The sequence below is a fragment of the Pseudomonas sp. GW456-L13 genome, assembly GCF_017350115.1.
Taxonomy (GTDB): Bacteria; Pseudomonadota; Gammaproteobacteria; order Pseudomonadales; family Pseudomonadaceae; genus Aquipseudomonas; species Aquipseudomonas jessenii.
Map to the genome: position 1 here is coordinate 1,394,243 of NZ_JACNAS010000002.1, position 12,205 is coordinate 1,406,447.

The following is a 12,205-nucleotide window of genomic DNA, read 5'->3' on the forward strand; positions in this document are numbered from 1 at the left end:
ACGCTTAGAGCGTCCCTTAAGCGAACGTCAGCCCTATGACCGCAAGCCGCACTGCACATTTTCAAGGCCCGACCGGGCGACCCGAGATCATGGTGATCTTCGGCAGTACCCTGACCGTCATCTCGATCCTGTGCATCGTCACTTTCCTGCTGATCCGCGAACACGCCTACGCCCAGCAGACCGCCACACGCAGCGCGACCACCATCGCGCAACTGATCGATACCGATGTCCTGCGTACGGTCGAGCTCTATGACTTGACCTTGCAGGGCCTGATCGCCGCCGCCCAACGGGACGACCTTAAACAGGTTGCACCGCAGATCCGTCATCTGGTGCTGTTCGACCGCTCCACCACTGCGCGCTACAAGGGCGACATCCTGCTGCTGGACAAGCACGGCGACGTGCTGGCCGACTCATCATTAATCGAGCCGAAACCGGGCAACTTCGCTGACCGCGATTATTTCCTGGCCCATGCCTTCAATCACGACACCGGCATGTTTATTAGCCGACCGTTCAAGCCACGCTGCGACTGCGATGACAGCGACGAATGGCGCATCAGTTTCAGCCGGCGCATTTCTTCGCCCACGGGTGAGTTTCTGGGGGTCGCGGTGGCGTCGATGCGCATGAGCTACTTCGACCAACTGTTCAACAGCCTCGACATCGGCAACGGCAGTACGCTGGGCATCATCAACGATGACGGGATCCTCCTGGCGCAGAAACCGTACCGGGAGCAAAACGCCATCGGCAATAGCCTCTCCAGCCGTCCCAACGTCGTACGCATGCTGCGCGAGCGCAGTGGTACCTTTGAAAGCGTATCGAGTGTCGATCATCAACGGCGCCTGTACACCTTTACCCGGGTCGGCAATCTTCCGCTGACCGTCATCGTGGCCCTTTCCATCGACGAAGTGTTCGCCACCTGGAACCGCACGGCCTATGTGATCAGCGGTGCAACAGGGGTCTTGTGCATCGGCCTGTTGTGGCTGACCTGGCTGCTCTGCCGCGAGCTGCGACGGCGCCAAAGTGCCGAGCAGGAATTGGCGCAACTGGCGGCCACCGATGCCTTGACCGGCGTGGCCAACCGTCGATCCCTTGATCAGACCCTGCGCCATGAGTGGTTTCGTGCGCAGCGCAGTGGCAGGCCGTTGTCGTTGCTGATGATCGATGCCGATCACTTCAAGGCCTTCAATGACCGGCACGGACATCAGGCCGGCGACGAAGCCTTGCGGGCGTTGGCCGAGGTCCTGCGCGCCAATGTCCATCGCCCGACGGATCTGGTGGCGCGCTATGGCGGCGAGGAGTTTTCGGTGGTCCTGGCCGAAACTGACAGTGAAGGCGCGAAGCAGATCGCCGAGTACATCCGCGAGGCGGTGCAGAAACTGCCACTGGTGGACGTCGGTGAGCCGCCGATGAGTGTGAGTATCGGTATTGCCACCTGGACGGCGGCCAGCGATATCAACCTGGAGCAATTGCTGTTCAGTGCCGACAAGGCGCTGTATCAGGCCAAGGAAGGGGGGCGTAACCGGGTGGTGTGTGCCGAGTAGGATTTTCATTGGATGGGCGGACGCCATCGCGAGCAAGCTCGCTCCCACAGGGGAATGCAATCCACTGTGGGAGCGAGCTTGCTCGCGATGAGGTCAGCCCAGGCACTACAAACTTCGGACATAAAAAAAGGCCACCCGAAGGTAGCCTTTAAAAAACTAGAGAGGTTTTTTGCTTACACGGCCGCAACCGGACGCATGTAAGAGATCGGTGCGGTGCTGGCGTCTTCGAACGTCACGACTTCCCAGGCATCTGTCTGCTCAATCAACTTGCGCAGCAGCTGGTTGTTCAGTGCGTGGCCGGACTTGAAGCCCTTGAACTCACCAATCAGGCTATTGCCCAGCAGGTAGAGGTCACCAATTGCATCGAGAATCTTGTGCTTCACGAATTCGTCTTCATAGCGAAGGCCGTCTTCGTTCAGTACGCCATCGGCGTCGACCACAATAGCGTTTTCAACGCTGCCGCCGAGTGCGAGGTTGTGCTTGCGCAGGTACTCGATGTCACTCATGAAACCGAAAGTACGGGCGCGGCTGACTTCTTTTACGAACGAAGTGCTGGAAAAATCCACGCTTGCACTTTGGGTGCGGTCCCGGAAAACCGGGTGATCGAAATCGATCTCGAAGCTCACCTTGAACCCTTCGAAAGGGACGAAAGTGGCGCGCTTGTCGCCGTCTTCCACTGTCACTTCACGCAGGATGCGGATGAATTTCTTGGCGGCGTCCTGTTCTTCCAGGCCTGCCGATTGAATCAGGAATACGAAGGGTCCAGCGCTGCCATCCATGATCGGGACTTCGGACGCGGAGAGCTCGACGTAGGCGTTATCGATGCCCAGGCCAGCCATGGCCGAGAGCAAGTGCTCTACCGTGTCCACTTTGACGTCGCCATTGATCAGCGTGGTCGACATAGTGGTTTCACCGACGTTTTCCGCGCGGGCAGGAATTTGCACCACAGGGTCGAGGTCAGCGCGACAAAACACAATGCCAGTGTCGACAGGCGCAGGCTTGAGGGTCAGGTAGACCTTCTCCCCGGAGTGCAGGCCTACACCTGTGGCACGGATAATATTTTTCAGTGTGCGTTGTTTAATCATGGCTTGGGCCGCTTCAGCGCAAATTGCGAACTGGTATCAACAAAGGCTGGCGATGATAGCAGACCACGCCTTTGCTGAACACCAATCACCTTCATAGCCCTGATACATTCCATCAATCGGCCTGACGACGCAGGAAAGCCGGGATGTCCAGGTAGTCCAGATCATCTTGCGGATTCATCTTCGCGGCAGTCGCAGCACCGGCCTGAGCCTGGTTGCGCATGACGGTCGGACGGTCCAGGTCACGGTAGTTCACCGCTGGAGCTTCCTGACGAACAGGGGCCTGTTGTTGTGGCTGTGCAGCCATCGAGGTGTGGACGGTGTTGTCGATGACCTTCACAGGCTTCTCGATTTTAGCGCCCAGACCTGTGGCAACGACAGTCACGTGCAGCTCGTCGCGCATGTCCGGATCGATAACGGTACCGACCTTGACCATCGCGTGCTCGGAGGCGAATGCCTCGATGATGCTACCCACGTCGGAGTATTCACCCAGGGAGAGATCCGGACCGGCGGTAATGTTCACCAGGATGCCGCGAGCGCCTTGCAGGTTCACGTCTTCCAGCAGCGGGTTGCGAATGGCCGCTTCGGTGGCTTCGCGTGCACGGTTCGGACCGCTGGCGCAGCCAGTGCCCATCATCGCCATGCCCATTTCGCTCATCACGGTACGCACGTCGGCGAAGTCGACGTTGATCATGCCCGGACGCTTGATGATGTCGGAGATACCGCGGACGGCACCGGCCAGTACATCGTCTGCCTTGGCGAAAGCCGACAGCAGGCTGGCGTCTTTACCGAGGATGGTCAGCAGCTTCTCGTTGGGAATGGTGATCAACGAGTCGACGCTTTCGGAGAGCATACGGATGCCTTCGTCGGCGATCTGCATACGCTTGCGGCCTTCGAACGGGAACGGACGGGTCACGACCGCAACGGTCAGGATGCCCATTTCCTTGGCCACTTCGGCGATGATCGGCGCAGCACCGGTACCGGTACCGCCGCCCATGCCAGTGGTGATGAACACCATGTTGGTGCCCTGCAGCACTTCGGCAATGCGCTCACGGTCTTCCAGAGCGGCTTGACGGCCGACTTCAGGGTTGGCGCCAGCGCCCAGACCCTTGGTCACACCGGTGCCCAGTTGCAGGATGGTCCGCGCGCCGATGTTTTTCAGCGCTTGAGCATCGGTGTTGGCGCAGATGAACTCGACGCCTTCGATGTTGCTCTTGACCATATGGTTGACAGCGTTGCCGCCGCCACCGCCGACACCGATAACTTTGATTACCGGGCTTGCGGGGATGTTGTCTACGAGTTCGAACATTTTCCCTCTCCTTTACATTCTCTAGTTTTTTCGCCTACTGCGTGCTTCGGTGTAACGGTATTGCGGTAAATCTTCAGAAATTGCCCTGGACCCACTTCTTCAGGCGGTCCAGCAGCGGAGCCTGTGGCTCTTCATTGCTGTAGCTGTCGCGACTGCCGATGCCCGAGAACGAGATGCCGTCGGACTGCTTCTGCAGGCCGTACATCAACAGGCCGACGCCGGTGGAATAGATCGGGTTGCGTACCACGTCATCCAGACCTTTCACGCCGTGAGGCACGCCCAGGCGCACCGGCATGTGGAAGATTTCCTCGGCCAGTTCGGTAGCGCCTTCCATCTTCGAAGTACCGCCGGTCAGCACGATGCCGGCCGGGATCAGGTCTTCGTAGCCGCTGCGGCGCAGTTCGGCCTGGATCAGCGTGAACAGCTCGTCGTAGCGCGGCTCGACCACTTCGGCCAAGGCCTGACGGGACAGTTCGCGCGGCGGACGGTCACCAACGCTTGGCACCTTGATGGTTTCACCGGCACCGGCCAGTTTGGCCAGGGCACAGGCGTAGCGGATCTTGATTTCTTCGGCGTACTGGGTCGGAGTGCGCAACGCCATGGCGATGTCGTTGGTCACCTGGTCACCGGCAATCGGGATTACCGCGGTGTGACGGATCGCGCCTTCGGTGAAGATCGCGATGTCGGTAGTACCGCCACCGATGTCCACCAGGCACACGCCCAGCTCTTTCTCGTCATCGGTCAGTACCGAGTACGCGGAAGCCAGTTGCTCGAGAATGATGTCGTCGATTTCCAGACCGCAGCGGCGCACGCATTTTTCAATGTTCTGTGCGGCGTTGACGGCGCAGGTGACCACGTGGACCTTGGCTTCCAGACGTACGCCGGACATGCCCAGCGGTTCGCGGACGCCTTCCTGGTTATCGATTACGTAATCCTGCGGCAGGGTGTGCAGCACGCGCTGGTCAGCCGGGATCGCCACGGCCTGGGCAGCGTCGAGCACACGCTCAAGGTCCGCCGAGCTGACTTCGCGATCACGAATCGCCACGATGCCGTGGGAGTTCAGGCTGCGGATGTGATTACCGGCCACGCCGACGAACGCCGAGTGAATGCGGCAACCAGCCATCAGCTGCGCTTCTTCGATGGCGCGCTGGATCGATTGCACGGTGGACTCGATGTTCACCACCACGCCTTTTTTCAGGCCACGGGACGGATGGGTGCCGATCCCGACGATTTCCAGCGTGCCGTCGTCCGCGACCTCGCCCACCAGCGCCACCACCTTGGAGGTGCCGATATCGAGACCGACGATCATTTTGCCGCTTTGCACGTTTGCCATGGGTCCTGCCTCTTCTTAATTCTTCGCGACAGCGGGTTGGGCTGCCGTGGGCGCTACAGGTTCCCGCCAGCCAACAGCGAGGCCGTTGGCGTAGCGCAGATCGATGCGCGCAATGTTCGTAATCTGTTCTTTGAGCGTCTTGTCATAGATGGCGATGAAACGGCGCATCTTTTCCACCTGGTTGCCGCGTCCCAGCAGCAGCTCGATCCCGGGACCCGCACTGCCGGGGCCGGTGGTCAGGAACCAGCTGCCGCGATCACGCAGTTCGAGGCGTGCAATCGAGAAGCCCAGCGGCCTGAGCATCTGGCTCAGTACCTGGTATTGCTGCATCACTTGCTGCTGAGCCCGCTGTGGGCCGAACAGCTGTGGCAGGTGTTCATAGTTCGCCAGCTCGCGCGGGGTGAAGGCCTGGCCCTGGTTGTTCAACAGCGACTCGTCGCCCCAACGGGCCACCGGCAGTTGTTCTTCCAGGCGGATCACCACTTGATCCGGCCACACCCTGCGCACTTCGGCGTGGGCAATCCATGGCATCTGTTCCAGCTCGGTGCGCATGCTCGCCAGGTCGATGGTGAAGAAGCTCGACGCCACGTAAGGGGCGATCCGCTGCTGCACCGCTTGCTGGCTGATGTAACTCAGGTCGCCCTGCACGTTGATCTTGGTGATCGGCCTGTCGGCATACGGCAACAACCGTGTCGCGCCTTCGTAAGTACCGAACCCCAAAGCCACCAGCAGTACCGGCCAGAACAACGCTTTGAGAAAACCGAAGTTGGCTTTCGGCAGGCGCGCGGACATCGGCTCTTTGGCCACCATTCGGCTGGCACCCCGCGGTACCGGCTTGCGGCCGGTCGGTGCGGTGGGCTGATGTCTGAGCTGAGCGCCTTGCATGGCCTTAACCTCTCGTCGACTCTTGGTTACCGGCAGTCTTGCCGACAACGCTCTCGGCCAGAATGGCCAGAACCAGTTGCTGGAAATCCAGACCGGCGGCACGGGCCGCCATCGGCACCAGGCTGTGATCGGTCATGCCCGGTGCGGTGTTGACTTCCAGGAACCAGAACTGCCCTTCGGCGTCCTGCATCACGTCTGCCCTGCCCCAACCGGCGATACCCAGCGCTTCACAGGCTTTCGCCGTGAGGTCCATGAGTTCCTTTTCCTTGGCGCTGTCCAGACCGCACGGAATGCGGTACTGGGTATCGTTGGCGATGTACTTGGCGTCGTAGTCGTAGAAGCTGTGCGTGGTACCCAGGGCAATCGGTGGCAACACCTGGTCACGCAGGGTGGCGATGGTGAACTCCGGACCGTGAATCCATTGCTCGACCAACACTTGCGAATCGTAGGTACTGGCCGCTTTCCATGCGTCGATCAATTCGGACGCGGAACTCACTTTGGCCATACCGATACTTGAACCTTCATGGGCCGGTTTGACGATCAAAGGGAAGCCCAGTTCCGTCGCCGCCGAAATACAATCGGCCTCGCTGCTCAGTACCGCGTGACGTGGGGTTGGAATGCCCAGGCTGTGCCAGACCTGCTTGGTGCGCAGTTTGTCCATGGCCAGGGCCGAAGCCAGGATGCCGCTGCCGGTGTACGGAATGCCCAGGCATTCGAGCAAGCCCTGCATGCTGCCGTCTTCACCACCACGGCCGTGGAGGATGATGAAGGCGCGGTCGATTTTTTCGTTGAGCAGACGCTGCAGCAGGTCATCGCCCACGTCGAGGCCGAACGCGTCCACACCGGCGCTTTGCAGTGCGTCCAGAACGGCGTTACCCGACTTCAGGGAGACCTCACGCTCGGCGCTCTTGCCGCCGAACAGCACGGCGACGCGGCCGAAGTCTTTCGGCGCGATCGTGGAGACCAGGTTGGCGTAGGCAACAGTCATTTCAACTTCCCCTTCTCCGGTGCGGCAACGGCACCGGCGAACAACTCACTTTTCAACAGTTTTGGTGCGAGACCGCCGATATCACCGGCGCCCTGGCACAGCAGGATGTCGCCGGCGCGCAGCAGCGGCTTGACCACTGGCGCGAGGTCGACGCCACGCTCGATGTAGATCGGGTCGAGCTGGCCACGCTGACGGATGCTGTTGCACAGCTTGCGGCTGTCGGCGCCTGGAATCGGCTCTTCGCCGGCCGGATAGACTTCCATCAGCAGCAGTACGTTGGCGTCGGCCAGCACATTGACGAAATCGTCGTACAGGTCACGGGTGCGGCTGTAACGGTGCGGCTGGTAGACCATCACCAGGCGGCGCTCCGGCCAGCCACCGCGTACGGCCTTGATCACGGCCGCGACTTCCGTCGGGTGGTGACCGTAGTCATCGACCAGCATCACATTGCCGCCGTCCACCGGCAGTTCGCCGTAGACCTGGAAGCGTCGGCCGACACCCTGGAACCCGGACAGGCCCTGGACGATGGCTTCATCGCTGACGCCTTCGTCGGTGGCGATGCAGATGGTCGCCAGCGAGTTCAGCACGTTGTGGTTGCCCGGCATGTTGACCGAAACATCCAGCGGCTCACGGTCAGGGCGCAGCACGGTGAAGAAGGTCTGCATGCCTTGCTGGCGCACATTGATGGCGCGCACGTCGCAATCTTCGCCAAAGCCATAGGTAACGGTCGGGCGCTTGACCTGCGGGAGGATTTCACGCACCACCGGATCGTCCAGGCACACCACGGCCAGACCATAGAACGGCAGGTTGTGGAGGAACTCGACGAAGGTTTTCTTCAGTTTGTTGAAGTCACCGTCGTAGGTCGCCATATGATCGGCGTCGATGTTGGTGACCACAGCCACCAGCGGCTGCAAGTGCAGGAAGCTGGCGTCGCTTTCGTCGGCTTCGGCGATCAGGTAGCGGCTGGTGCCAAGCTGGGCATTGGTGCCCGCGGCATTCAGGCGGCCACCGATCACGAATGTCGGGTCCAGGCCACCGGCGGCGAACACCGAAGCGATCAGGCTGGTGGTCGTGGTTTTGCCGTGGGTACCGGCAACGGCGATACCGTGGCGATAACGCATCAGCTCAGCCAGCATCTCTGCACGTGGCACCACCGGGATACGGCGTTCCAGCGCGGTAGCGACTTCCGGGTTGGACGTGTTCACGGCGCTCGACACCACCAGCACGTCGGCGGCCGCGGCGTTCTCGGCGCGATGGCCGATGAAGATCTGCGCGCCGAAGGACTCCAGGCGTTCAGTCACCGGCGAAGCCTTCAGGTCAGAGCCGGACACGGCATAACCCAGGTTCAGCAGCACTTCGGCAATCCCGCACATGCCCACACCGCCGATACCGACGAAGTGGATGCGACGGATGCGGCGCATTTCCGGTTGCGGCATGGCTTTCTGACTCTCAACCATGGGCCACCTCCAGGCAGCTATCGACCACGTTACGGGTGGCATCGGGTTTGGCGAGGCGGCGTGCCGCGGTAGCCATTTCGTTGAGTCGTTGTGGTTGCATCAGGACCTCTGTCAGGCGAGCGGCAAGATCCGCTGCGCCAGTCGTTCTTTGTGGCATCAGGAAGGCTGCACCTTCACGGGCCAAATATTCGGCGTTGCGGGTCTGGTGATCGTCGATTGCATGAGGCAAAGGCACCAGCATCGAGGGCAGACCGGCGGCGGCCAGTTCACTGATGGTCAGCGCGCCTGCGCGACATACCACCAGGTCGGCCCAGCTGTAGGCTTGGGCCATGTCTTTGATGAAGGGCTGCACCTGCGCCTCGACGCCAGCCGCGCGATAACGCTCTGCAGTCACTTCATCGTGGTTTTTGCCGGCCTGATGGAACACTTCCGGACGCAAATCGGCAGCGACTTGCGACAGGGCTTCAGGCAGCAACTTGTTCAACGGTTCTGCGCCCAGACTTCCGCCCAGGATCAGCAAACGCGCCTTGCGACCGGCCAGGGCAGGTCGCGATGTCTCGAGGAACAGCTCGGTGCGCACCGGATTACCGGTGGTCCGGCGGCTGTCCGACAGGGTAAAGGTGTCGGGGAACGCTTCACAGACTCGGGCGGCCAACGGCACCAGCAACCGATTGGCGGTACCGGCAACGGCGTTCTGTTCGTGAACGATCACCGGTACACCGGCCAGTTTGGCCGCGACGCCGCCAGGACCGGTCACAAACCCACCAAAGCCAACGACGCAGACCGGCTGCAGACGGCGAATGATCGCCCGCGCCTGCCAGACCGACTTGAACAACATGAACGGTGCCTTTAGCAGGGACAATTTGCCCTTGCCGCGCAGACCGCTGGCATTGATCCGATGCAGTTCGATACCGGCCGCCGGCACCAGATCGTTCTCGATCCCACGCGGGGTGCCGAGCCAGTGCACGGTGTAGCCGCGCGCCTGGAATTCGCGGGCACACGCCAGCGCCGGGAACACGTGGCCACCGGTACCGCCAGCCATGATCATGACGTTAGCGCCCATGGTTCGGCTCCTCGGCGAAGTCGCTCTCATGGAACTCCATCTCTTCGCTGCCCAGGTGGGTTCGACTTTCCCACTCGATGCGCAGCAACAAGCCGAGACAGGCGCAGCAAATCACCAACGAACTACCCCCATAACTGAGGAACGGCAGGGTCAGCCCCTTGGTCGGCAGCAGGCCGACATTCACGCCGATGTTGATCAGGAACTGGCCGATCCACAGGAACGACAGACCGTATGCCACATAAGCTGCGAAAAACTGCTTGGCCTTTTCAGCCCACAAACCGATGTACATGCCACGAATACACACGAAGACAAACAGTGCCACGGTGCACAACGAACCCGCCGCACCCAGCTCTTCGGCCAGGACCGAGAACACGAAGTCAGTGTGGGCTTCCGGCAGGTAGAACTGTTTCTGCACGCTGTTGCCCAGACCCACGCCCAGCCATTCGCCGCGACCGAAGGCGATCAATGCCTGGGACAACTGATAGCCAGCGCCGAACTGGTCGGCCCATGGGTCGGCAAAGTTGGTCAGACGCGCCATTCGATACGGCTGCATTTGAATCAACAGCACCACTGCGCCGACGGCCAGGACCACCATCAGGGAAAAGCGGAACAACCCGACGCCGCCAAGGAACAGCATCGCCGCCGCGGCCCCCATCATCACGACGGTGGCACCGAAGTCCGGCTCCATCAGCAGCAGGCCCGCCATCGGCAGCAGCACGATGAACGGCTTGAAGAAGCCCATCCAGCTTTCACGCACTTCTTTCTGGCGACGCACCAGATAACCGGCGAGGTAGATCACCACGAACACCTTGGCGATCTCGGATGGCTGGACGTTGAAGAAACTGAATCCGATCCAGCGCATCGAACCGTTCACTTCACGGCCGATCCCCGGGATGATCACCATCACCAGCAAGCCGAACGCCCCCAACAGCATCAGCCAGCCCAGGCGTTGCCAGGTGGCAATCGGGATCATCATGGTGACGATGCAGGCACCCAGGCCCAGCACCACGTAAATAAGGTGGCGAATCATGTAATACAGGGCGCTGCCCGACTGCACGGCCGCCACTTCGGTCGATGCCGAGGCGATCATGATCAGCCCCAGGCCGAGCAGCGTCAGGCAGCCGGCGAGCATCGGGAAGTCGAGGTCGATACCGCGCCCGGTGATGAGCGGCGATGGATACGGCTTGATGATGCCTTTGAGGCTCATGCCAGATCCTCCACGGCTTGGACGAACTGGTGACCACGGTCTTCGTAGTTCTTGAACATGTCGAAACTGGCGCAGGCAGGCGACAGCAGCACCACGTCGCCCGGCTGGGCTGCAGCGCGGCATTGCTCGACGGCTTCGACCAGGGAACCGGCGCGGATCAGCGGTACGGCATCGCCGATGGCTTCACCGATCTTGTCGGAGTCACGCCCCATCAGGACCACGGCGCGGCAGTTGGCCGCCACCGGATCGCGCAGGTCCTTGAACTCGGCCCCCTTGCCGTCGCCACCGGCGATCAGCACGATCTTGCCGTCGATGTCCGCGCCGAGGCCTTCGATGGCCGCCAGTGCGGCACCGACGTTGGTGGCCTTGGAATCGTTGTAGTAACCCACGCCGTCGAGGTCGCGGACCCATTGGCAGCGATGCTCGAGACCGGCGAAGGTGCGCAGGCTCGACAGCATGGCATCGAACGGCAGGCCGACCGCATGGCCCAGGGCCAGGGCTGCCAGGGCGTTGGACTGGTTGTGGGCGCCGCGAATCTTCAATTCGCGCACTGGCATCAGGTTCTGGAACTCGAAGCCCAGGTATTTCTCGCCGTCTTCTTCACGAATACCAAAAGCCTTGAAATCGGGTTTGCTCAGGCCGAAGGTCCAGCATGGCTGGCCCTCGCCCATCAGCGGACGGCTCAGGGCGTCCTGGCGATTGACCACGAACTGCCTGGCGCCACGGAAGATCCGGTGCTTGGCCAGGTGATAGGCCGGCAGACCGCTGTAACGGTCCATGTGGTCTTCGCTGATGTTGAGCACGGTCGCCACTTCGGCGTTGAGTTGGTCGGTGGTTTCCAGCTGGAAACTCGACAGCTCCATCACGTACAACTCGATATCGTCGCTGAGCAGGTCCAGCGCCGGCGTGCCAAGGTTGCCACCGACGGCAACACGCTTGCCCGCCGCCGCCGCCATTTCGCCGACCAACGTGGTCACGGTGCTTTTTGCATTGGAGCCGCTGATGGCCACGATCGGCGCCTTCGCGTTACGCGCGAACAGCTCGATGTCACCGGACAATTTCACGCCACGGGCGGCGGCGGCCTGCAGGGCCGGGGTCGCCAGCGCCAGGCCGGGGCTCACGTAGAGCTCGTCGGCGCGGCACAAGAACTCGACATCCAACTCGCCACAACGCACTTCCACGTGCGGATAGTCACGCTTGAGCGCGGCCAGTTCCGGTGGATTTTCCCGCGTATCGGCCACGGCAAACGCCACGCCCCGGTTCGCCAGGAAGCGAACCAGGGACATGCCGCTCTTGCCGAGGCCGACAACGATGCGGAAGTGGTCAGAAGCGATCAGAGACAC

Annotated in this window: 10 protein-coding genes; 1 reads left to right on the forward strand and 9 read right to left on the reverse strand. The window is 61.4% G+C overall.

Translation table 11 applies throughout. The features are described from left to right. Positions 1 to 35 precede the first annotated feature (35 nt). A complete protein-coding gene (locus J4D25_RS20385; protein ID WP_057713367.1) occupies positions 36 to 1,538 on the forward strand; it encodes a sensor domain-containing diguanylate cyclase in 1,503 nt (500 codons plus the stop codon). 173 nt (positions 1,539 to 1,711) lie between these two features. On the opposite strand, the gene lpxC is transcribed toward J4D25_RS20385, so the two are convergent. The 9 genes from lpxC to murD all read right to left on the reverse strand — a co-directional run bounded on the left by lpxC (position 1,712) and on the right by murD (position 12,205). Then, complete coding sequence (gene lpxC, locus J4D25_RS20390) at positions 1,712 to 2,623, reverse strand: UDP-3-O-acyl-N-acetylglucosamine deacetylase (protein ID WP_007916984.1); 912 nt, start codon at positions 2,621 to 2,623, stop codon at positions 1,712 to 1,714. Between the two features lie 112 nt (positions 2,624 to 2,735). After that, positions 2,736 to 3,929, reverse strand: coding sequence for a cell division protein FtsZ (gene ftsZ, locus J4D25_RS20395; RefSeq protein WP_007972612.1), 1,194 nt, complete (start codon positions 3,927 to 3,929; stop codon positions 2,736 to 2,738). Positions 3,930 to 4,002: 73 nt separating this feature from the next. Continuing rightward, positions 4,003 to 5,262, reverse strand: coding sequence for a cell division protein FtsA (gene ftsA / locus J4D25_RS20400; protein WP_007989901.1), 1,260 nt, complete (start codon positions 5,260 to 5,262; stop codon positions 4,003 to 4,005). Positions 5,263 to 5,277: 15 nt separating this feature from the next. Then, on the reverse strand, positions 5,278 to 6,147 hold the full coding sequence (locus J4D25_RS20405) for a cell division protein FtsQ/DivIB (RefSeq protein ID WP_057713366.1): 870 nt from the start codon (positions 6,145 to 6,147) through the stop codon (positions 5,278 to 5,280). 4 nt (positions 6,148 to 6,151) lie between these two features. After that, positions 6,152 to 7,135, reverse strand: a complete 984-nt coding sequence (locus J4D25_RS20410) for a D-alanine--D-alanine ligase (RefSeq protein ID WP_057713365.1) — start codon at positions 7,133 to 7,135, stop codon at positions 6,152 to 6,154. After that, on the reverse strand, positions 7,132 to 8,592 hold the full coding sequence (gene murC / locus J4D25_RS20415; RefSeq protein WP_057713364.1) for a UDP-N-acetylmuramate--L-alanine ligase: 1,461 nt from the start codon (positions 8,590 to 8,592) through the stop codon (positions 7,132 to 7,134). Before murC ends, J4D25_RS20410 begins: the two co-directional genes overlap by 4 nt. Next, positions 8,585 to 9,655, reverse strand: a complete 1,071-nt coding sequence (murG, locus tag J4D25_RS20420) for an undecaprenyldiphospho-muramoylpentapeptide beta-N-acetylglucosaminyltransferase (RefSeq protein WP_046041926.1) — start codon at positions 9,653 to 9,655, stop codon at positions 8,585 to 8,587. The genes murC and murG overlap by 8 nt, the downstream gene beginning before the upstream one ends. Beyond that, complete coding sequence (gene ftsW / locus J4D25_RS20425) at positions 9,645 to 10,862, reverse strand: putative lipid II flippase FtsW (RefSeq protein ID WP_057713363.1); 1,218 nt, start codon at positions 10,860 to 10,862, stop codon at positions 9,645 to 9,647. The genes murG and ftsW overlap by 11 nt, the downstream gene beginning before the upstream one ends. Beyond that, positions 10,859 to 12,205, reverse strand: a complete 1,347-nt coding sequence (gene murD / locus J4D25_RS20430) for a UDP-N-acetylmuramoyl-L-alanine--D-glutamate ligase (protein ID WP_057713362.1) — start codon at positions 12,203 to 12,205, stop codon at positions 10,859 to 10,861. Before murD ends, ftsW begins: the two co-directional genes overlap by 4 nt.

Coding starts and splice junctions, on each gene's coding strand:
- murC (WP_057713364.1), bottom strand. CDS start 8,592: ATGGTTGAGAGTCAGAAAGCCATGCCGCAACCGGAAATGCGCCGCATC.
- ftsA (WP_007989901.1), bottom strand. CDS start 5,262: ATGGCAAACGTGCAAAGCGGCAAAATGATCGTCGGTCTCGATATCGGC.
- ftsZ (WP_007972612.1), bottom strand. CDS start 3,929: ATGTTCGAACTCGTAGACAACATCCCCGCAAGCCCGGTAATCAAAGTT.
- ftsW (WP_057713363.1), bottom strand. CDS start 10,862: ATGAGCCTCAAAGGCATCATCAAGCCGTATCCATCGCCGCTCATCACC.
- J4D25_RS20410 (WP_057713365.1), bottom strand. CDS start 7,135: ATGACTGTTGCCTACGCCAACCTGGTCTCCACGATCGCGCCGAAAGAC.
- murG (WP_046041926.1), bottom strand. CDS start 9,655: ATGGGCGCTAACGTCATGATCATGGCTGGCGGTACCGGTGGCCACGTG.
- lpxC (WP_007916984.1), bottom strand. CDS start 2,623: ATGATTAAACAACGCACACTGAAAAATATTATCCGTGCCACAGGTGTA.
- J4D25_RS20385 (WP_057713367.1), top strand. CDS start 36: ATGACCGCAAGCCGCACTGCACATTTTCAAGGCCCGACCGGGCGACCC.
- J4D25_RS20405 (WP_057713366.1), bottom strand. CDS start 6,147: ATGCAAGGCGCTCAGCTCAGACATCAGCCCACCGCACCGACCGGCCGC.